Origin of the sequence: Saccharothrix sp. (assembly GCF_031180885.1) — a bacterium.
Classification (GTDB): domain Bacteria; phylum Actinomycetota; class Actinomycetes; order Mycobacteriales; family Pseudonocardiaceae; genus Actinosynnema.
In genome coordinates, this window is the sequence record NZ_JAPSLK010000045.1 from 29877 (window position 1) to 49933 (window position 20057).

17 protein-coding genes are annotated in these 20057 nt (G+C 70.7%); 3 read left to right on the plus strand and 14 right to left on the minus strand.

The window, feature by feature from the left end; translation table 11 throughout:
- Positions 1 to 138: 138 nt before the first annotated feature.
- From RIN75_RS33235 to RIN75_RS33250, 4 genes are all read right to left on the minus strand, one after another.
- Positions 139 to 1161 (minus strand): ABC transporter substrate-binding protein, encoded by a 1023-nt coding sequence (locus tag RIN75_RS33235; RefSeq protein WP_309116033.1) that lies wholly within the window; start codon positions 1159 to 1161, stop codon positions 139 to 141.
- Between the two features lie 144 nt (positions 1162 to 1305).
- Positions 1306 to 1998 carry a maleylpyruvate isomerase family mycothiol-dependent enzyme gene (locus RIN75_RS33240; protein WP_309116034.1) on the minus strand — a complete coding sequence of 231 codons (693 nt, stop codon included), beginning with the start codon at positions 1996 to 1998 and terminating at the stop codon, positions 1306 to 1308.
- Positions 1999 to 2063: 65 nt separating this feature from the next.
- Positions 2064 to 3290 carry a DUF6239 family natural product biosynthesis protein gene (locus RIN75_RS33245; protein WP_309116035.1) on the minus strand — a complete coding sequence of 409 codons (1227 nt, stop codon included), beginning with the start codon at positions 3288 to 3290 and terminating at the stop codon, positions 2064 to 2066.
- 3 nt (positions 3291 to 3293) lie between these two features.
- Entirely contained in the window at positions 3294 to 3860 is a 567-nt protein-coding gene (locus RIN75_RS33250; RefSeq protein ID WP_309116036.1) for a hypothetical protein, read from the minus strand.
- A 561-nt stretch (positions 3861 to 4421) separates the two neighbouring features.
- Between RIN75_RS33250 and RIN75_RS33255 the strand changes: the two genes are divergently transcribed.
- Complete coding sequence (locus RIN75_RS33255; RefSeq protein WP_309116037.1) at positions 4422 to 5087, plus strand: winged helix-turn-helix transcriptional regulator; 666 nt, start codon at positions 4422 to 4424, stop codon at positions 5085 to 5087.
- 154 nt (positions 5088 to 5241) lie between these two features.
- Entirely contained in the window at positions 5242 to 5667 is a 426-nt protein-coding gene (locus RIN75_RS33260) for an SgcJ/EcaC family oxidoreductase (RefSeq protein WP_309116038.1), read from the plus strand.
- Between the two features lie 147 nt (positions 5668 to 5814).
- Here RIN75_RS33260 and RIN75_RS33265 read toward each other — a convergent pair whose 3' ends face one another.
- The 4 genes from RIN75_RS33265 to RIN75_RS33280 form a co-directional block, all read right to left on the minus strand.
- Positions 5815 to 7419 carry a DHA2 family efflux MFS transporter permease subunit gene (locus RIN75_RS33265; protein ID WP_309116039.1) on the minus strand — a complete coding sequence of 535 codons (1605 nt, stop codon included), beginning with the start codon at positions 7417 to 7419 and terminating at the stop codon, positions 5815 to 5817.
- A 1-nt stretch (position 7420) separates the two neighbouring features.
- On the minus strand, positions 7421 to 8398 hold the full coding sequence (locus tag RIN75_RS33270) for a carboxymuconolactone decarboxylase family protein (RefSeq protein WP_309116040.1): 978 nt from the start codon (positions 8396 to 8398) through the stop codon (positions 7421 to 7423).
- 210 nt (positions 8399 to 8608) lie between these two features.
- Positions 8609 to 10270 (minus strand): GMC family oxidoreductase, encoded by a 1662-nt coding sequence (locus tag RIN75_RS33275; protein WP_309116041.1) that lies wholly within the window; start codon positions 10268 to 10270, stop codon positions 8609 to 8611.
- 73 nt (positions 10271 to 10343) lie between these two features.
- Complete coding sequence (locus RIN75_RS33280; RefSeq protein ID WP_309116060.1) at positions 10344 to 10874, minus strand: DUF5987 family protein; 531 nt, start codon at positions 10872 to 10874, stop codon at positions 10344 to 10346.
- Between the two features lie 697 nt (positions 10875 to 11571).
- Between RIN75_RS33280 and RIN75_RS33285 the strand changes: the two genes are divergently transcribed.
- Positions 11572 to 12300, plus strand: coding sequence for a helix-turn-helix transcriptional regulator (locus RIN75_RS33285; RefSeq protein ID WP_309116042.1), 729 nt, complete (start codon positions 11572 to 11574; stop codon positions 12298 to 12300).
- Between the two features lie 264 nt (positions 12301 to 12564).
- Here RIN75_RS33285 and RIN75_RS33290 read toward each other — a convergent pair whose 3' ends face one another.
- From RIN75_RS33290 to RIN75_RS33315, 6 genes are all read right to left on the minus strand, one after another.
- Complete coding sequence (locus RIN75_RS33290; protein WP_309116043.1) at positions 12565 to 13929, minus strand: cytochrome P450; 1365 nt, start codon at positions 13927 to 13929, stop codon at positions 12565 to 12567.
- A complete protein-coding gene (locus RIN75_RS33295) occupies positions 13926 to 14939 on the minus strand; it encodes an enediyne biosynthesis protein (protein ID WP_309116044.1) in 1014 nt (337 codons plus the stop codon). Before RIN75_RS33295 ends, RIN75_RS33290 begins: the two co-directional genes overlap by 4 nt.
- A gap of 5 nt (positions 14940 to 14944) precedes the next feature.
- Positions 14945 to 16885 (minus strand): CRTAC1 family protein, encoded by a 1941-nt coding sequence (locus RIN75_RS33300; RefSeq protein WP_309116045.1) that lies wholly within the window; start codon positions 16883 to 16885, stop codon positions 14945 to 14947.
- The gene (locus RIN75_RS33305) at positions 16882 to 17862 is read right to left on the minus strand and encodes a DUF1702 family protein (RefSeq protein WP_309116046.1); all 981 of its coding nucleotides are present in this window, start codon (positions 17860 to 17862) and stop codon (positions 16882 to 16884) included. Before RIN75_RS33305 ends, RIN75_RS33300 begins: the two co-directional genes overlap by 4 nt.
- 119 nt (positions 17863 to 17981) lie before the next feature.
- A complete protein-coding gene (locus tag RIN75_RS33310) occupies positions 17982 to 18971 on the minus strand; it encodes a DUF1702 family protein (RefSeq protein ID WP_309116047.1) in 990 nt (329 codons plus the stop codon).
- 5 nt (positions 18972 to 18976) lie between these two features.
- Positions 18977 to 20041, minus strand: a complete 1065-nt coding sequence (locus tag RIN75_RS33315) for a cobalamin-independent methionine synthase II family protein (protein ID WP_309116048.1) — start codon at positions 20039 to 20041, stop codon at positions 18977 to 18979.
- Positions 20042 to 20057: the final 16 nt, after the last annotated feature.

Sequence of the window (20057 nt, forward strand, 5' to 3'; positions counted from 1 at the left end):
AGATCAAAAGCGGCGCTCGCCGCGCGGCAGGCCCCCGAGGCCCTTCCTGTGGCTGGGCAGCCCTTCGGCGCCAGGCTCGTGGGAACGCCGAAGGGGGCGCGCCTCCTGGTGGAAGCGCGCCCCTTCCGGCTGCCTGCGTCAGGCGATCTTGTCGACGCCCGGCTTGAGCTTCTCCAGCACCCACGGGATGTCCAGGGCGGTGGGGTAGCGCAGCGCCGAGATGGTTTCCATGTCGACCGACAGGTAGTTGCCGGACTTGACGGACGCGACGAGCTGGTTGGCCTCGAAGGCCTGCTTGAGGTCCGGGGTGGTGAACGCGACGATCACCAGGTCGGCGGCCAGCTTGTCGTACTGCTCCGGGTTGAGCGTGCCGGTCGGGCTGCCGGACTCGTTCTTGGTCGCGTCGGCGACGGTCGGGCTCAGCGCCAGGCCGGTCTGCTCGATCAGGCGGACCGCGAAGTCCTCCTTGGACACCAGGGTGAACATCTTGCCCGCGGTGTTGCCGACCGACGCGGTGAAGGTCTTGCCGGCGGCCTTCGGGTGGTCGGCCTTGAACTTGTCGATCGCGGCCTGCGTGGTGGAGATGACCTTGTCACCCTCGGCGGACTTGCCCAGCGCCTTGGCCACCACCTGGACGTGCTCCTGCCAGGTCTGCTTGCCCCAGTCCGTGGCGTAGCCGACGGTCGGCGCGAGCTTGGCCAGGTTCGGGTACTCCTGCTCCAGGCCGTAGGACGACGTGGCCAGGATCAGGTCCGGCGTGAACTTGCCGACCTGCTCGGGGTCCACGCCCGCCGCCGCGTCGACGATCTTGGTCTTGGCCGGGTCGAGCTTGCCCTTGAGCCAGCTGGGGACCGCGTCACCGCCGGACTTGTTGAAGAACGCCACCGGGGTCACGCCCAGCGCGATCGCGGCGTCGAGGTCGTCGGTCGCGGTGCCGACGACGACGACCTTGGTCGGCTCCTTGGTGATCTCGGCCTTGCCGAAACTGTGCTCGATGGTCACCGGGAAGGCCGTGGAACCCGCGCTCGACGAGGAGGTCGTCTGCGTGGAGGCGTCCTTGACCTCGCCGCACGCGATCAGGCCGAACCCGAGCACGGCCGCGAGCGAACCCGCGGAGAAGGCCCGGAGCGCTCTGCCGGACAGACGAACCCTGCGAGACATGGCAACACCCTTTCGGTGGACGTGCACTGGGGCTTGAGGCGTCGCAAGTGAAGCAAGGCTTACCTAAGAAAGCAATGTGTGACACTGCGATGCGGATCACGTCCACCCGGTCGCCGGCCCCCGTTCACCGATCAAGCGCGCTGGTCAGTGCCGGTTCAACGCCTGCCGGACCACTGCCATCATCCGCTCGCCCGCGCCACGCGGCGGCGGGGCGGTGACCCGCTCGCGCAGCACCGCGAGCCCGTCCCCTTCGAGGCGGTCGAACCCCTCCGGCCGGCCGCTCATCGCCAGCACCAGCGGTTCGGCGTCGCCGCGGACCAGCGGGCCGCTGCCGTGCGTCCACCCGGTGTCCACGGCCTCCAGCCGCAGCCCGTGCAGCCGGGACCCCATCGAGAACCCGGGGGAGGGGCGTTCGGCGAGGTGCTGGAAGACCACGAACAACCGGTCCTCGGGGATCGTGCGCCCGACGCCCAGCGGCATCCGCACGTCCAGGTCGTGCAGCACGATGTCCGCCAGGATCGGCTCGAACCCGGCCCGCGGGATCGTCGTCTTCGACCTCGCCCACTTGCGCAGCCGCCCGGCGACCTCCACAGTGGACAGTCGCGCCTCGCGCGCGGTGAGCTTGCGGTTGTACTCGTCGAAGTTCGCGGCCGTGGTCGCGATCGCCCAGTACAGCTTGGCCTGCCCGAACCTGAGGTAGGTCACCAGGTGCGCACCGACGTCGTGGACGGTCCACCCGTCGCACAGACTCGCCGTCCGCGCCTGCTCGGCGCTCAGCGACTCCAGGAAATCCGCCATCCGCAACCGCTCGTCGACGAGCATGTCGTAGACCCGCATCGGGCCACGCTACGGCGAACGGGTGGTCGACCGCATCTCCCGCATTGCTCCAGACACAGCGGGGGTTATTGGGTGCGGCCGGCGGTCCAGGCGGCGAGGCCGGCGGCGGTGGGGGCTTCGCCGGGGAAGGCGTCGGCCAAAGCGCGGGCGTAGCGCTGGGCTTCCGGGGACGTCAGGTCCGGTGGACGCAGCCAGGGGGCCGGGTGGGTTCGGCCCGGCTTCGGGTGTCCGCCCAGGACGAGGACGTCTGGGGCGGAGTCGAGGATCGGCACGCCGCGGAGGGTTGCTTCGGCGCGCACGACCTCTTCGGCCTTGGCGGAGCGCTCCGAGGAGTCGCGGGAGATGGCGAACGGGCCGGGCATCGCGGCGACGGCGGCGCGCAAGGCGGCGGCGTCCGAGTCGGTCAGGGTGGGCCAGGGCAGGTCGGCGGGTTTGCCGGTGAGCAAGGACGCCAGGACCGCGCTGGCGTGCTCCGGACCCTCGGGGCCGCGGATGTCCGGGCCGTCCCAAGGGGTTTTGCCCGGGTCGACCGGCATGGTCGCGCGTGCGCCATCGCGTTCCAGCCACAGTGAGGTGCGGACTTCGCCCAACCACACCAAAGCCCACCGGCCGCTGGCGCCGGGGTGTTCCCGGGTCTCGACGAGGGCGTTGGGGGCGTTGCCGACCTTCAGGGCGCCGGCGGTGTGCAGGAGGTTCCAGCCGGGGCGGTGCGGGACGACGAGGACGTCCACCGGGGTGTTGCCGACGGCCACCCGGGTCAGGACGGGGCGGCCGGACGGTGGCGTGACCAGGTGACCGGCCATGGTGATCTGGGCGAGGCTGACCAGCAGCGCCATGCCCAGACCGACGCCCACCAGGCGGGCCATCAACGTGGGAGGGCACAGCGCGATCCAAGCCACACCGGCGAAACCCGCCATCAGGACCACGTGCGCGCCGGCCAGCGGGGGACCGGTGAACCACACGAGAGCGGCGGTCGCGACCAAGACCACCAGTGCCACCACGCACCGGGCGACGACGGCGAACCGGTCACGCAGCAACGGCGGCGTGCACAGGCACAGCAACACCGCCGCGGCGGCCGGCGCGGGCAGCCACCGCGCGTCGGCGACGAGCAGGGAGACCACCCCGCCGGCCGCCGCCGCGGCGGTGACCACCTGCCTGGTGCGGGTGCCGGTCGAGGAGAACGGGCGGGTCAGCGCCCACCCGGCCGCGATGGTCACGGCGATGAGGAGGACGAGCCGCAACAGGGTGAAGCCCAGGGGCAGCCCGACCGCCCCACCGCCGTGGCCGTGCACCGGTCAGACCGTCGCCGGCACCGCGCACGTGCACTGCATCTGCGCGCGTTCCTCGGAGTTCGGGCGCGCGTGGAGCACCATCGCGACCACCATCGGCACGAACACGATGAAGTTGTAGAACAGGTGCAGTTCGACGCGCGGCACCAGCAGTTGCACGATGCTCGTCGGCACCGGGCGGCCCAGCAGGTTGACGCCGGTGGACGACTGCATGATCAGCAGCAGGTGCTCGATGTGGTGCCAGAACTGCAGCACCAGGGCGATCGTCCACCACGTGCGCGCGCGGCCGACGAAGCCCTTCCGCAGCGCGAACAGCGAGACGATCATGACCAGCGCGAACCCGTAGTGCAGGACCTCGGACGTGATCAGCCACGGGAACCACAGGCCGAGCACGCCCTTGGCGTTGGGGACGGCCCAGTCCATGACGTAGATCTGGAACGCCTGGGCGAGGTGCTCGGCCCAGTGCGCGAGGACGACGAACAGGAAGGCGTAGAGCGCGAGCTTGTGGTGGCGGGTGTTGAGCGTCCCCGCCTCGCCACCGGCCGCGTGCGAATGGACGTGGGTGTCGGCCACAGATCCTCCAGGCTCCTTACCGGTCCACGGTGGAGAACTTCCGGCGGGAAAAACGCTACCGGCCGGGTTTACCTGGGAAAACGCTCAACGGCGGAGAGAGCAATTCGAAAGAAGGGCCGTTCGGGCGAATGCGCGCGCCGAGCGGGACCACTTGCCGGAGGCCGTCGCCCCACCCGGTTCCGGCGAGTCCTCGTGCCCGGTGCGCCCGGGTGTGGGGCGGGCACGGGACGGGGCATTCGGCGGCCGGTGCGACGTCGTGCGGCGCGATCGGGGGGTGCGCGGTCGTTGCCGGTGTGCGGGTCGACTCCGCCGGAGGACGCCGCCGCCGGCCCACCACCCCCTGCGCGTGGGGTGGTGGGCCGACAGCGAACGTCTTGTGGGGGACGTCGCGGTGTTCGACCGCCCCGGGAGCGGTCGAACACCGGGCCGCCGTTGGGGGCTCGTCGGCGGGGGAAGGCCGGCGGGCTCGAGCGGCAACCGGTGTTGGAATCTACAACCATCTGGTCCTGAAAAACAACCGTGGTCTCACAGTGCAGGACCACCGCTGGTACGGTGGGTTTCATGTCCACCAAGCGCAAGTACGACGACGGGTGTGCCGCGGCGCACGCCCTCGACCTCGTGGGCGAGCGCTGGGCTTTGCTGATCATCCGCGAGTTGCTGCTCGGCCCGAAGCGGTTCACCGACCTTCGGGCCGGGATGCCGGGCGCCAGTCCCAACGTGCTGTCCCAGCGGCTGCGGGAACTGGACGGCGCGGGCGTGGTCCGCCGGCGCAAGCTCCCGCCGCCGGCCGCCGCGTGGGTCTACGAACTCACCGAGTGGGGCCAGGAGTTGGAGCCGGTGGTGGTCGCCCTGGGCCGGTGGGGCTGCCAGTCGCCGACGCTGCGCGACGACGCGCCGATCAACCCCGACGCCCTGGCGCTGTCGCTCAAGGCCCGGTTCGACCCGGCGCGGACGGAGGGGTTCACCGGCCGGGTCGTGCTGCGGATGGGCGAGTACTCGTTCACGGTGGCGTTGACACCGGACGCCATCGACGTCACGCGCGGCGAGCCCGAGGGTCCCGACGCGGTGGTGACGGCCGCTCCGGAGACGCTGAACGCGGTCATGCGGGGCAAGGTCAGCCCGGCCGAGGCGGTCGCGGCGGGTGAATTGTCCGTTGCGGGCGATCGCGAGCGGGCGGAACGGTTCCTCGGGTTGTTCCCGATCCACCGGTTGGCCGCCGCCGGCTGATCCCGGCGGGGCAACGGGTTGGTTGATCCAGGGCTGCCCGAAAACGTGGGCGGTTGGTATTTCCAGAGCAATCTCGGAGATGCCCGGCGCGGGCGCAATGCCCAACGATATGACCACGGGAATTCCGCTAGCGCACAACCGGAGGCACGACAGCATGACCACCATCGCCAACGAAGCCACCGGCGTGGAACTCAAAGCCGTCATCGACGGCGTCGCCGAGGCGTGGGCCGACAACAACCCCGACCGGTTCGCCGACTCCTACACCGCCGACGCCACCATGGTGCTGTCCGGCGACCGCTTCTTCCGCGGTCGCGAGGTCATCCGGCAGGTGGCGGTCCAGCAGTTCAAGACCGCCCACAAGGGCACCACGCTGCTGCAGAACATCGTCGACACGAAGATCATCTCCGACGACGCCGCGGTGGTCATCACCGAGGGCGGAGTGCTCGCGCCGGGGCAGTCCGTCCCGTCGCCCGAGCGCGCGCTCCGCGCCACCTGGGTGTTCGCCAAGCAGGACGGGAAGTGGCTGGTCTCCGCTTACCAGAACGGCCGCTTGGCGGACACGCCGCTGCCGGGCGAGTGATGACCGGCTGAACGTCGGTTCCAGCCCGGTCGACACCTCGGCCGGGCTGAACCGGCTGTGTCCGGGGGGTGTCGGAGGACATTTTCGTCGTGCCTCGAAAGAATGCGTTCCGCGACAACCCCCCGAATTCGCCCATGAGCGACCGCTTTAAGGTTCGGCCGGAGTCGGGCTGGGTGTGGCGGCCGATGTGGGGTGGCGGGTCAGGCGGGTGGCCAGGAAGGCGCCCACGACCAGGGCCGCCGCCGCGACGATCAGGGCCGGGCGGGCGGCGGTGATGAAAGCCGAGCCGAACGCCTCCCGGGTCAGGTCCGTGAAGAGGGTTTGCTGGTCGGGAGGCAGGTCCGGCGGCACGGTGATCCCGCCCTGCTGGCCCGAGCCGAGGCGCAGGCCGTGCGCGGCGGCCTCCTCGAAGCTCGACAGGAACCTGGGGCGCACGGACTCCGGGAGGCGTTCGGCCAGCGCCTGCGCCTCTTCGCGCAGCGCGGAGACCAGGCGGTTCTGCAGGACCGCGCCGATCACGGCCGCGCCCAGGGCCGCGCCGGTCTGGCGGGCCGTGTTGAGCACGCCCGAGGCCGCGCCCGCCAGGGGCGGGAGCACGCCGCGCATCGCCTCGGTGGTGGCGGGAGCCAGGGCCAGGCCCATGCCCACGCCGGTCAAGAGCATGGGTGCCACGTAAGTGCCGAAACCCGATGTGCTGTCCGGGATGAAGGCGACTCCCAGCACGCCCACGGCGTACAGGACGAGGCCCACGGTCAGGGGCAGGCGACCACCCACCCGGTCGGCCAAACGCCCGCCTACGGGCGCCACAGCGCTCAAAGCGATGGTCCACGGCAGGGCGGTCACGCCCGACATCAGCGGGCTCATGCCCAGCAGCGTCTGGGTTTCGATGACGAACACCAGCAGCAGGCCGTACATCGAGAACGACGTGATCAGCGTGATCCCCGTGGCCACCGAGTAGTTCCGGTTCCGGAACAGCTCCAACGGCACCAGCGGTTCCCGCTGGCGGCGCTCCCACAACACGAACGCCACGCCGAGCAGCACGGCGACGGTGAGGATCGCGGGGATGCTGATCACGCCGGAAATCACGCCCCAGTGGTGCCGTTCGCCCTCCACCAGGCCGTACACGAGGCACAGCAGCGCGACGGTGGCCAGCGCGACGCCCACCCCGTCGAACCGCGGCCGGCGGCCGGAGCGCAGCTCGGGCACCAGGCGCAGCGCCAGGACCACGCCCACGATGCCGAACGGGACGTTCATGTAGAACACCGACTGCCAGCCGAACTCGGTGATCAGCAGGCCGCCCAGGGTCGGGCCGCTCACCGACGCCACGCCCGCGACCGCGGTGAAGATGCCGAACGCCGCGCCCCGCCGCTCCGCCGGGAAGATGCTGGAGATCAGCGTGAGCGCCTGCGGGGTCAACGCCGCCGCGCCGACGCCTTGCAGCACCCGGGCGGCGATCAGCAGCGCCGGGTCGGCGGCGAGTCCACACAGGACGGACGCGGCGGTGAACACCACCAGGCCGGCGACGAACACGCGCCGGGGGCCGACCAGGTCACCCAGTCGGCCGAAGACGATGAGCAGCGACGCGAACGCCAGCAGGTAGCCGTTGAGCACCCACAGGATCTCGTCGATGCCCGCGTCGATGCCCGCCATGATGTCCGGCGCCGCGGTGTTGACGATCGTGGTGTCGAGCAGGATCAGGAAGTTTGCCAGGCACAGCACGGCGAGCGCCCGCCACGGGTTGACGCCGGTCATGTCACACCTCCGTCGTTCGGTGCAGAAGGGTCGACATCCGGCGTGCCGCCGCGAAAGCGGCCCAGGACACCAGTTGCACCAGGGACCGGTCGTCGCGGCCGAACGCGGCCACGGTGTCGTCGTCGACCTGGTAGGACGCCATGGCCACGAGGAGGGCCAGGGTCGCGGCGGGGCGGTCCTCGGCGGGCAGCGGGGCGACGGCGTCGGTCACCCAGGCGCGGCTGATGCCGGGGGCGGTGCCGTCCCAGTCGGCCAGCCGGGTGAGCACGAGTTCGCGCACGGCATCGGACAGCACGCGCGCGCCGCCCGCGTCGAAGGCGGCGGCGACCCGGCCCAGGCTGTCCTCGACGACCCGGTTGCCCGCGCTCCACGCGAGGTCCGGCGGCGTCGGGGCCTCGGGCAGCAGGCGCAGGGACGTGCCCGGCGGGTGCTCCGCGCGGGCGTGCGAACCCATGAAGCGGCCGAGGAACTTCCCGGCGACGGCGGGCGCGCCGGACGGCAGTGGTGACTCGCCCAGGAACACGTTCACCACCCGGTTCAGGTAGTGGAACGTGACGGCGACGCCCAGCAGTTCGGGCAACTGGTCGTCGGCGAACGGCCGCACCGTGGACGACCGGTCGGCCCAAGCCTCGACGGCGTCGAACGACGTGTCGGTCAGCCCTCGCAGGGTCGCGGTGTGCACGGTGACGCAGTAGGGGCACGTGTTGGACCGCGACACGGCCGCCGCGACCGCCTCCTTGGCCGCGCGCGGCGCGTTGCCGGCGGCCACGAGCGTCTCGCGGAGCAGCGACCAGGCCGCCGCCAGGGCGTCCGGGGCGGGGGAGTGCAGCGCGACCGGCGGCGCCAGCATCCCGAAGTCGGACTCGACCTCGGCGTAGACGGCGGCGACCGGGCCGGTTGCGGCGTTCGGGTGAACGGGCTTGATGTGCCGAATCTGGTTCAGGGACTGGCGCAGCGCCGCTCGGACGATCCTGCCCATCGGAGTACTCCCTGGTCGGCTGGCGGTTGGGTAGGTCTGGTCATGCAACCGACGCAATGCCTACCACGAACACCGGTCGTAGTACGGCGTTTTCGTCGATGAGGCGCACGACGCGTGTCGAGTGCGCCGGGTGAAGAGAACCGGCCCGGGCGCGGGGGTCCCGAGAGGGGACCGGCCGCGCCCCGGCCGGGGTGGATCAACTCGAGCTTTTCAGTCCCGGACCAGGTCCCGGACCAGCGGGGCCACGCCGCGCCGGCCGCTGGTCTCGCCGTCGGGGGACGGGGCGCCGTAGGTGACGTCCACGCCGCGGTCGCGCAGGGCCTTCACGATGCCCGGGATCGCGCGCTCGGCGAGGGCCGCGATGGTCAGCGCCGGGTTCACGGTGAGCGCGCCGGGGACGGCCGAACCGTCGGTGACGAAGATGCCCGGGTGGCCGCGCAGCTCGTGCCGGTCGTCCAGGGCGGAGGTCTCCGGGTCGTCGCCGATGCGGCACGACGCCAGCGGGTGCACGGTGTACGCGCCGACCACGTCGTTGGTCCACGGCATGACCTTCGACAGGCCGTCCTTCTCCATGATGGCCTTGACCGCCGCGTCCGCCTGCCGCCACCCGTACAGCGTGTTCTCGGTGGGGTTGTAGCGGATCGGGCCCCGGCCCAGCATCTGCTGGGAGATGCGGACCGCGTTGCCGGTGGGCGGCGGGGTGCCGAAGACGCCCTCGTTGTCGTCCTCGGTCATGGAGAAGATGGTCAGCCACGACTGCCACTGCTCGACGATCTTCTTCTTCTCCGCGCCGAACCACGTGGGCGTGCCGGGCAGCGCGTCCGGGGTCTGCGCCAGGATGGTGCCGAACCCGGGCGGGAAGTACAGCTGCTCCAGGCAGAACCGGGAGAACTCCGGCAGCGAGCCGTCGAGGTTGTCCCAGCTCGCGACGCACGGGCCCTTGCCGATCTGGTTGGCCGCGTAGGACAGGTTGTCCTCGCGCGAGAGGCCGAGCAGGTCGCGCGCCTTGTCCTCGTCGATGATCGCGGTGTTGAGCCGCTCGCCGTTGCCGGAGAAGTAGCGGCCCACCGCGTGCGGCATCTTGCCCAGGGTGTCCTCCGAGCGCTGGAGGATAACCGGGGTGGCGCCCGCGCCGGCCGCCAGGATCACGATCTTGGCGTCGATCTCGCCGCTGCCCACGCTCACCCGGTAGTCGACGTCGTGGATGACGTTGTAGCTGACGCGGTAGCCGCCGTCCTCGGTGCGGACCAGCTTCTGCACCTCGTGCAGCGGCCGGATCTCCGCGCCGTGCGCCAGGGCCGCGGGCAGGTAGTTGAGCAGCAGCGACCGCTTGGCGTCGAACTTGCAGCCGGCCATCATCCAGTTGCAGTTGGTGCACAGCTTGGTGTCGATGGCCACCGGCACCGGGTTCGCGGTGCGGCCCGCGTGGTTGCACGCCGCGGCGAACAGGCCGCCCGCGTAGGTGACCTCGTCCCAGTCCTGCTTGGTGATCGGCAGCGCCTCGCTGACCTTGTCGTACCAGGGGTCGAGGGTGTCGCGGTTGATCGCCGAGGGCCACATCCGCCGGCCGATGCTGCCCTTGCGCTCGAAGATGAACCGCGGCGCGCGGGGCATGGCGGCGAAGTACACGACGCTGCCGCCGCCCACGCAGTTGCCGCCGAGCAGGCTCATGCCGTCGCCGACGACGAAGTCGAAGATCCGGGTGTACGAGGAGCCCAGCAGGTAGTCGTGCTCGAAGTCCTTGCTCTCCAACCAGGGCCCGCGTTCCAGCACGGTGACCTTGGCGCCGCCCGCGGCGAGGTGGTAGGCGGCGATCGCGCCGCCGAACCCGCTGCCGACGATGAGGACGTCGGTGCTTTCGGTGCTCGTCATCGAAACTCCAATCGCCGGGCCCGACCGGCACGGCGTACGGGGCGAGGGGACGTCCCCCTCGCGGGTGGGCTGGTCAGGCGGGGTTGCCGGACGGCGTGGTGCCGGGGTGCCGGCGGGCCAGCGGCCTCCCGTAGGAGTAGGCCGGGAAGCGCCACAGGCCGTCCGCGTCGGGCTGGGCGAACTTCATCGAGCGCAGGCCGGGGTGGCCCTGGGCCATCGCGTCGAGCGTGTGCAGGTGGGCGCCGGTGTCGAAGGCCATGTTGCTGAACAGCGCGAGCGCCACCCAGCCGTCCTTCTCGGGGTGGCCCGGCGCCACCAGCCGGGCCACCAGCGCGATCCGGTGCTCGTAGGACAGCGCCACGAACGGCGGGACGTCGTCGTCCAGCTCCAGGCCGTGTTCCGCCGCGTAGTCGGTGGCGTGCCCGTTGAGCATCACGGTGAGGCTGTCGAGCCCGTCGACGACACCCGCGGCGGGCGTCTCCAGCAGCTCGACCGCGCCCGCCACGACCGCGCCGTCGTCGTCGGCGGCGCCCGCGATGGCGCGGTCCTCCGGTGAACGCTTCACCCCGGGCACGATCGTGTCGGCGAATGCTTCCAGGGTCATGGTCCGGGTGGCCCGGTCCGGCACGGTCTCGGATTGCACGGCAGGTCCTTCCTCGGGGTGGCGAAAAAGGAGGCCGAGGGTAGGTGGAACACCGGTATTCGGCCCCTTCGAATACGTCGGCGGCCGTCGCCCCCGGCGTCTTCACCATCGTCCGGGCAGCCGCCGGACGACGCTTCTTCCTGCTTGCCGTGCTCGACGCAATAGGATGTCCGCAGGCCTCCGCTGGTCCGGTGGACGTCGTCCGGACTGCTCCGAACACCGCACCGTTACCAGTCGTCCGGGCATTGTCCTAATCGGGCGAAATGCTGTCGCGGTGGCCTGCCCGGGTTGATCGACAATGGGCGCCGACCGCGCCGCGGCGGGCATGCATATACGGCCGTCCGTACTTGCAGACCGCACTGGGGCGGGTTTTGCGGAGGGGTGTGCCGGTTGATCTTGAAATGCTCATCGGAAGCACGTTCTCGCACCTTGCGCAGGCTGTCGAGCGCTGGTAGCTTTTCCGGGTAGTGCGCTACTGGGGGCCTTTAGAGGCTGCACTGCATTCGCGTGGTGATCAATGGGGATCACCACGCATACGCCGCCGTCCGGGGCAACCTGTCGCGCAGTTTCCGAGTCACCTCTGCAAGCATCTGCGCGAATGGGGGCCTTGGTAGTGGGGGAAGTTATAGAGCGAGCGGTCGGTCGGGTAATCGACTTCATGCACCAGAACATAGGTGAGCAGTTCACCATCGACGACATGGCGCGGACCGCGAATTACAGCAAGTTTCACTTCTCGCGGGCGTTCCAACGGGTGACCGGGGTCTCCCCGGGGCGGTTCCTGGCGGCTATCCGATTACAAGAAGCCAAACGCCTGTTGGTCTCCACCACGCTGACCGTCACCGACATCAGCCACCGCGTCGGCTACACCAGTGTCGGCACGTTCAGCTCCCGGTTCCGCAGCAGCGTCGGCGTCTCGCCGACCACCTACCGCCAGCTCGGCGGCTTCGCCCCGCACATCCCGATGGCCCGGCGCGCCGTGGACGCCCGGCCGGCCTCGGTGCAGGGTGAGATCTCGGCCCCGCTGGGGTCGCCGTCCGGGCTGATCTTCGTCGGCTTGTTCCCCGACGGCATCCCGCAGGGCTCGCCGATCAGGTGCTCCGTCCTGCACCGGCCGGGGTCGTACACGCTGACCAACGTCCCGCCCGGGACGTGGCACCTGCTGGCGCACTCGGTGGCGCCGGGTCGCGAGTCCATGCTGGGGGACGGGCCGTTCGCCGAGGACCTGGCCCTGTCGGTCGCTTCCTACGGGCCGATCACCGTCCGACCCGGCGTGCCGTTCGCGCACGCCGATCTCCACCTGCGTCCGATCTGCATGCTGGACCCACCGGTCCTGCTTGCGCTCCTGGACGTGCGCACCATCGCACTGGGGGCCGACGCCGCCTGCTGACCGGCCCGCCGACAACGGGCGGTACGGCGAAGGCGTCGGCGCGAGACAACCGAAAACGCGAACCGGGATCGAGCAAAAGGGCCGCCCCCTGCAACGGGAGGGCGGCCCTTTGGACGTCCGGAGCGGGTCGACGGATCGGATCGGTGTCTCGAATCGTCGAGTGGTCGATGGATCGGTGTCCGAAAGGTTGCCTCGGGCGAACGGAAAGGGCCGCTCTCCCGTTGGGGAGAGCGGCCCCTCTTTACCCGGACCCGGTGCCGGGGGTCAGTCGACCGGGTGAACGGTCATCGGCAGGCCGCCGCGCACGCGCAGCGACAGCATCGGCTCGGGCACCACCTCGTAACCGGGCAGCGTCCGCAGGTCCAGCTCGCGGGCGATCATGGCGATGGTGAAGGTGGCCTCCATCATCCCCAGGTGGTTGCCCACGCAGAACCGCGGGCCGGCCCCGAAGGGGATGTAGGCGTAGCGCGGCCGGTCGTGGGTGAGGTCCGGGTTGAACCGCTCCGGGTCGAAGCGGTCCGGCTCGTCCCAGAACGCCGGGTGCCGGTGCAGGGTGTACGGGCAGATCAGGACGTCCGCGCCGGCGGGCACGTGGTAGCCGCCCACCTCGTCGTCCGCCTGCGCCGCCCGCGGCAGGATCCACACCGGCGGGAACAGCCGCATGACCTCCTCCACGACCATCGCCGTGTAGCGCAGGCCGTGCAGGTCCTCGTACTCCGGAAGGCGGTCGCCGAGCACCGACCGCGCCTCCGCCCGGACCCGCTCCTTGACCTCCGGGTGGCGGTCGAGGAGGTGGAACGTCCAGCCCAGCGTGCTGGCCGTCGTCTCGTGCCCGGCCAGCATCAGCGTCACCAGCTCGTCGTGCAGCCGCTGGGTGCCGAACGCGGGGTCCGCCTCCTCGGCGACCGACGCCATCACCCGGGACAGCACGTCGTCGCCGTCGGCGCTGCCGTGCGCCACCCGCCGGGCCGCCAGTTCGTCGACGACCCGGCGCAGTTCCTTGCGCGCCTTGCGGAACCGGAGCTGGTGCGGGAGCGGCACCCACATGGGCACCATGCTCATCGACACCATCTCGAACATCGCCTGGTCCTGCACGGCCTCGAACGCGTGGCCGACCTGCTCGAACTCCGAGAGGTCCTCCGAGAGCAGGGTGCGCCCGAGGACGTCCAGCGTCAGGCCGGTCATCTCCTCCATCAGGTTCAGCGGCGGGCCGCCGACCCCGGCGCGCAGCCGGTCGACGAGCCGGCCCGCCGACTCGGCCACCGCGCCCGCCTGCCGCGCGATCCGCTTGTGCTGGAACGCGGGCTGGGTCGCCCGGCGCTGCTTGCGCCACAGCTCGCCCTCGCTGGTGAGCAGCCCGTCGCCGAGCGCGCGGCGGGCGTGCACCAGGCCGATCCCCTTGTGGTAGTTGGCCGCGTTGTCGGCCAGCACGTGCTTGGCGTGGTCGGGGTGGTTGAAGAAGTACAGCGTCTTGGGCCCGATGGCCATCTTCACGGCGTCGCCGTACTGGTTCGCGGCCGACGTCATCAGCGCCAGCCGGTCCCCGGCCAACTTCTTCAGCAGACCCAGTGTCGCGCTGCGCGGAGGCCCCGGGGGCGTCCGCCGGACGTCGGCCGCGATCCCGGTCATGTCGGCACGACCTCCGTCGTCTTCTTCGGCGCGCCGTTGCCGTTCAGCGCGGCGTCCACAGTGGACGCTTCAACGGGGGCCGCGGCGGCGAGCGCCTTCTGCTGCGCCTCCCACTCGCGCCGCGAGCGGTCGACGATCTCCAGCGCCCACAGGAAGCCGCCGCGGATGAGGCACACGATCGCCGTGGCGAAGAAGATGCCGTAGGGGATCGACATGCCCATCAGCACGCCGTACACCGCCGCCACGCCGCCGCCGAACGCGATCTGCGACACCGGCCGCGACGGGCTGGTGCCCGGGTCGGTCACCATGTAGTTGGTGAACAGCACGAACGCCACACCGGTCATCATGCCCAGGCCCGCGGGGATCGAGGTGTCCAGCAGGAACCCGCGGATCACCGCCTGGAGCGCGAAGCCGACGACCCACGCCAGGATCAGCCACAGCCGGCCGGTCAGCATGCCGTTGAGCATGGTGCCCGCGGTGATGATGATCAGCGGGATCAGCCAGTCGACGAACGTCCCGACGTGCTCGGTGAAGTGGTAGGGCGGCGCGATGGACGCCCACGGGAACACCAGCAGGATCACCGTGATGCCGAAGTTCGACGGGTTCATGAAGTGCCGCATCCGGCCGCGCACCGGCGCCCGCAGCACCCACTTCGCGCCGACCGCCACGGTCACGCCGAAGATCATCGCCCACAGGTTGTCGTTGACGTAGATCAGCATGTTCATCGCGAGGCTGGTGATGTGCGCGGGGTAGAGGAACTCCATGAGCCCCCGGAACCCGTTGCCCGCGAAGCGCGGCGCGCGGCCCTCCACGCGGGCGCCGATGATCTCCAGGAAGATCTCCACCGCGTACCCGGTGGCCAGCGCGATGAACGGCCACAGCCAGGGCTGCTCGAACCCGAGGATCGTGTAGCCGACGATGTTGAAGATGGTGATCGAGATCGCGAACCGCCGGAGCGCGGTGACCACCTTGGGGTCGTGCCGCGGCGGGCTCGTTGTGGTCTCGGCCATGTGCGTCACTTCTCCTTGGCCTGGTCGCCGAGCTGGATGTCGTGCCAGCCCGCGGACAGAGTCAGGTCCTGCTCGTGGATCTTGCCGTCGCGGTCGCGCCACTTGATGTGCGCCGACACCGGGCCGTCCGCGTCACCGAGTCCGAAGTGGACCTCGTGGCTGCGCTTGCCGGAGTGGCCGCTGCCGCCGTCGACCCGGTTGATCTGGGTGCGCCCGTCGGCGGTCTTGATGGTGACCTGCGCGCCGATGACGGGGGAGCCGACGGTGTCGTCGCCGTCCTGCTCGTGGGTCAGCCGCAGCCCGAGGAAGCCGTGGTCGGACTTGCCGGTGTTGTGGTAGAACACCGGGTCCTCCCACTGCCGGGAGACCGCCATGTCCAGCCGGCCGTCGCCGTCGACGTCACCGGTGGCGATGCCGCGGGTGGGGACCGGGATGTCCAGGCCCAGCGAGGGGGACAGGTTGTCGTAGCGGCCCTCGGCGTTCTTGGCGAACAGGTGGAACCGCTGGCTGCCGCCGACGTCGTCGCCCGCGGTCACGAACGGCCACCACACCGGGTTGGCCAGCAGGGCGTCGTTCGCGGTGGCCAGCTCCTGCAGCTGGGGCCAGCGGTTGACGTCGCCCTTGACGAAGCCGGTGGCCTGCGCGACCTCCAGGACGCCGCTGTTGTCGAAGTCGGCGAGCTTGACGTCCCAGCCCCAGCCCGACCAGGCCAGCATCAGGGGCGCGCTCTCGTCCTCCCAGGGCGCGGTGCCCTCCTCCAGCGCCGACTTGACGTCTTCGCCGGTGCTCAGGAACGCGAAGTGGCTCTCCTCGATGCCGAACGACGTCGTGATGTTGCTGACGTACATGTCGTAGATGCCGTCGTCGTTCAGGTCGCCGAAGTCGACGCCCATGCCCTTGAACGAGTCCACGCCGACGTTCTTGGACTTCGGCTCGAACGGCGTGCGCGTGCCCTCGACGAGCGCGAACTCGAACTTGCCGGGCGTGGACCGGTTGTGCAGCATGCGGTCCGGGCCGAAGTCGTGCGCCAGGTACAGCTCGGGCAGCAGGTCGCCGTCGACGTCGTTGGAGCTGGAGGCCAGCACCCAGCCCTTGGACGCGTCGTGCGGGATCGCGTCGTCGTGGCGGGTGAAGCTCGCCGTCGGCTTGTCGCCGGCGGTGCCGCCGGTCCACTCGAAGATGTAGTCCTCACCGCCGTTGAGCGCGAACGACATCGAGGCGTTCATCTCCACGCCGGTGTCCTTGCTCGGGTCGAGCACCGGACCGTGCGGGAAGTAGTTGCCGATGTAGATGTCGTCGTGGCCGTCGCCGTCGAAGTCGGCGACCGTCGCGGAGTTGGAGTTCCACTCCGGGCCCGCGTAGGTGCCGCTCGTCGCGCCGGGCACCAGCTCGGTGGCCACGAACGAGTCGGCGGTCAGCGCCTTCTGGTCGGACTTGGCCAGGTGCAGGATCGGCGTGCGGCCCCACAGGTAGACCAGGAGGTCCATCGCGCCGTCCTCGTTGAAGTCGCCGGGGACGCAGCCCATCGGCGCCATCACGTCGTTGACCGGCAGGGAGCCGGCGCTGAGCGCGAACGGGGTGTAGCGCGGCTTCTTGCCCGCCTCGGGGGCCGGGGTGACGATCACCTGGTCGATGCGCACGTCGACGAAGCAGATGTCGTTGGACAGGCCGTCGCCGTCGAGGTCGTTCATCGCGATGGCCGAGCCGACCGACGAGATCCACGCGTCGATGTGCTTGTAGTCCTGGTTGACCTTGCGGATCGACTGCTGGGTGTAGCCGCCGGGCAGGGCGATCGACTCGGGCGCGAACCCGAAGCTCGACGCGAGGTCCCGCTTCTCGGCGGCCGACGACTCGGGCAGGCGCGCCACGGCGAACGTGGCGGCGACCAGCACCAGCGCGAGGATCCCGGGTAGTTGCCTGCGCAGCCAGCCGGTGGTGGCGCTCACGAACCGACTCCTTCCTGGTGGACGAACTGACGGGCGATGGCTTGCCGCCACAGCTCGAACGCGGGCTCGGCGCCGTCGGTGATCGGCGGCGCGGGCCGGACGTCCTGGGTGACCTGCGCGGCCTTCTCCGGCGTGGTGCCGCAGAACACCTGCGTGGCCAGGCCGGTGTGCGGCACCAGCAGACCCGCCTTCACGCGGGCCTCGGCGGCGAACGCGCCGGCCTGCGCGACGACCCCGGCGTGGCGGCCGGAGCGCTGGCGGAACAGCTCCAGCTCGTCCTCGGTCACGCCACCGGCGTAGGTGGCGGCCAGGCCGGCGCCGGCGTACAGGTCCTCGCGGCGGTGCTCGGCGAACCCGTCGATCAGGTCCGCGACGTACTCGGCGTCGGTGCCGCCGACGAACCACATGGCGCGGCCGATGCCCTGGTCCAGCGCGCGGTTCGTGTACGCCCGCGGCCCCTCGGCGGGCCAGGGGAAGTCGCGGTCGACGTACTGGCCGTGCACGTACTTGTCGGTCTTGAAGTACGCCTGGTGGAAGCCGTAGCCGTCCAGGACCAGCCAGCGCAGCAGCGGGTCGGTCGAGGCGCTCTTGGGCCAGCAGAACCGCGGCAGCCGGGCCATCGCCCAGCCGATGCCGACGTAGACCATGTAGATGTGGTCCGCGGCCCGGCCCTCCAGGAACTGCTCGACGTGCCGCGAGTGGCCGAAGGGCATTCCGTCGAGGACCGCGAAGCCCATTCCGGCGCCCTCGTAGGCGAATCCCTTGAACCGCGTCGGCAGCTTTTCCAGGTGTTCTTCGGCGTCCCGCGGGTGCCGGGCCTCGACGGCGAAGGCGTACCCGGTGAGGAACATCCGGCCGACCGTCTCCAGCAATTCCTTGCCGGCCTCGTTCTTCACCCGGAAGCCGCGGGTCTCCATCAAGGTCTCGGACATGCTCGGCGTCAACAATCGGCGCCGCAAGGCACGCAAAGCACTCACATTCGTCCCCCCAACGTCGGGCGAGAAGACAACCGGGTCGAGTATCGGCAAAATAGTTGCAGCGGGGCGCGCGGCCCGGCTACTTCAGTCGTGCGCAAGCAGGCCCGATCAATTTTTGATCAAGCGAGGAGATTCTTCCGGGCTGCGGAGAAATGCGCACGGATGCGACTGCGCCACACCTCGTACGGCGGTACCTCGCCCTCGGCGTCGGGCGCCACGGCGGTGGCGTCGGCGATCTCCGACGCGGCTTCCGGGGTGATCTCCGCGAACGTTCCGACGGCGGTCGAACTGTGCGCTGGGACGAAACCCGCGTGAATCCTCGCCTTGACCGCGAACACCGAACCCAGGGCGAGTTCGGCGCGGTGCTCGCCCGCGGCGGCGGGCAGGGTGGCCAGTTCGTCGGCGGTGCCGCCGCCCGCGAACGTCGCCGCCAGGCCCACGCCGCTCCACAGGTCGGCGTGCCGGGCCGGGTCGAACCGGGCCACCGCCGCGGCCACCTCGGCGCTCTGCGCGCCGTGGATGAACCACAGGGCGCGGCCGATGCCCTGGTCGATGGCGCGCGGGAAGTAGTCGGGGCGGCCCTGCCACGGGTAGGGCGCGGGCACCCGCTGCTCGTCCACCCACTTGCGGGTGTGGAAGTAGGCCAGGTCGAAGCCGTAGCCGTCGACGGCCAGCCAGCTCATCGTCGGGTGGTAGGGCGACCCGGACAGGTCCGGCATCACCTTGCGCCACACGGGGCGCGGCAGGTGGTTCATGGCGAACCCGATGCCGATGTAGGCCACGAACAGGTGCTCCGCGCCCGGTCCGCGCAGCAGGTCCCGGGTGCGGGTGCCGCGGCCCATCACGTCGCGGATGGTGAACGCCATGGTCGCGCCCTCGTAGGCGAACCCGCGCAGCTCCGGCTCGACGAAACCCAGCCGGCGCACCACCTCCCACTGGTCGCGCGAGTCGATGCCCCACTCGAACCCGCAGACGACCGACTGCGGGATGGCCTCCAGCTTGGGCGCGTACTCGCTCGACGCGCCGGGAAAGCCGCGCGAGCCGAACGTCACCTCCTTCAAGGAAGGCGCCATCACGAGCCTGCGCAGCGATCCCAGCGTCGTGGACATGTCTTCTAGACCCCCAGTGTCTGCTCGGCTTCCCTCGTTCCCTCGACCCGGGCGGCGATCTTGGCGAACGCGGTGTCCCGCGAGGTCGAGGTGTCGTCGGCGAACGGCGCGAACCCGCAGTCGTCGCAGGTCCCCAGCCGGTCCGCCGGGATGAACTCGGCCGCTTCCAGGACCCGGTCGCGCACCTGCGCCGCGGTCTCCACGGTCGGGTTGATCGGGTCGGTGACACCGATGAACACCCGCCGGTCGGCGGGCAGGGTGTCGCGGATGGTGGACAGCACGCGGCGGCGGTCCGGCTCGGCGGCCAACGCCACGTAGAACTGCCCGGCCTCCAGGGTGAACAGGTCGGGCAGCAGGTCGGCGTAGTCCACGTCCGCGCTGTGCGTGGCGTCCCAGTCGCCACCGGGGCACGTGTGCACGCCGATCTTCGCCCGCTCCTCGGCGGAGAACCGGGACAGCACCTGGTTGTTGAGCGCGACCAGCTCGCGCAGGATCGACTTGGACGGGTCGAGCTTGATGGTCAGGCGGGCCTCGGTGAAGTCCAGCTGCACCGAGTGGGCGCCCGCGTCCAGCGCCTGCCGGATGTCGGCCTCGGCTTCGTCGACCAGGTCGGCCAGGAACTGCTCGCGGCTGTAGCCGTCGATCCCGTCCGCCGGGTAGAGCAGGCTGAGCGCGGACGCCGCGATCACCGGCTGCTTGATCGGCAGGTCGGTGAGCCGCTGGGCGGCCCGTAACTGGTCCACGGCGTGCGCCGCGTACCGGAACGGGCCTCTGGTCAGCGTCGGCAGCTGCCGGGTGTGGCCGTCGGAGAACGGCACCACCAGGCCGCCGGGGTCGAGGTCGGGCAACCCGGCGACCGGGTAGGTCAGGAAGCTGGACTTGGCCTGTTCACCGTCCGTGACCACCGGCGAGCCGGTGGCCGCGAACCGGGTGATGGTGTCCGCCAGGGCCTTGGCGGTCAGCTCGTCGAGCTGCTCGGCGCCGATGCGGCCGGCGGCGAAGTCCGCCTGTCCGGCGATCAGCTCCGCCGGGCGCGGGATGCTGCCGATCGGCTCCGTCGGAATACCCATGGAGTTCCCCTTACGC

Bases quoted from the DNA above. Each gene is read 5' to 3' on its own strand.
- RIN75_RS33290 (WP_309116043.1), bottom strand. From the start codon at position 13,929: ATGACCGGGATCGCGGCCGACGTCCGGCGGACGCCCCCGGGGCCTCCG.
- RIN75_RS33275 (WP_309116041.1), bottom strand. From the start codon at position 10,270: ATGACGAGCACCGAAAGCACCGACGTCCTCATCGTCGGCAGCGGGTTC.
- RIN75_RS33295 (WP_309116044.1), bottom strand. From the start codon at position 14,939: ATGGCCGAGACCACAACGAGCCCGCCGCGGCACGACCCCAAGGTGGTC.
- RIN75_RS33315 (WP_309116048.1), bottom strand. From the start codon at position 20,041: ATGGGTATTCCGACGGAGCCGATCGGCAGCATCCCGCGCCCGGCGGAG.
- RIN75_RS33270 (WP_309116040.1), bottom strand. From the start codon at position 8,398: ATGGGCAGGATCGTCCGAGCGGCGCTGCGCCAGTCCCTGAACCAGATT.
- RIN75_RS33255 (WP_309116037.1), top strand. From the start codon at position 4,422: ATGTCCACCAAGCGCAAGTACGACGACGGGTGTGCCGCGGCGCACGCC.
- RIN75_RS33240 (WP_309116034.1), bottom strand. From the start codon at position 1,998: ATGCGGGTCTACGACATGCTCGTCGACGAGCGGTTGCGGATGGCGGAT.
- RIN75_RS33285 (WP_309116042.1), top strand. From the start codon at position 11,572: ATGCACCAGAACATAGGTGAGCAGTTCACCATCGACGACATGGCGCGG.
- RIN75_RS33235 (WP_309116033.1), bottom strand. From the start codon at position 1,161: ATGTCTCGCAGGGTTCGTCTGTCCGGCAGAGCGCTCCGGGCCTTCTCC.
- RIN75_RS33265 (WP_309116039.1), bottom strand. From the start codon at position 7,419: ATGACCGGCGTCAACCCGTGGCGGGCGCTCGCCGTGCTGTGCCTGGCA.
- RIN75_RS33260 (WP_309116038.1), top strand. From the start codon at position 5,242: ATGACCACCATCGCCAACGAAGCCACCGGCGTGGAACTCAAAGCCGTC.
- RIN75_RS33280 (WP_309116060.1), bottom strand. From the start codon at position 10,874: ATGACCCTGGAAGCATTCGCCGACACGATCGTGCCCGGGGTGAAGCGT.
- RIN75_RS33310 (WP_309116047.1), bottom strand. From the start codon at position 18,971: ATGTCCACGACGCTGGGATCGCTGCGCAGGCTCGTGATGGCGCCTTCC.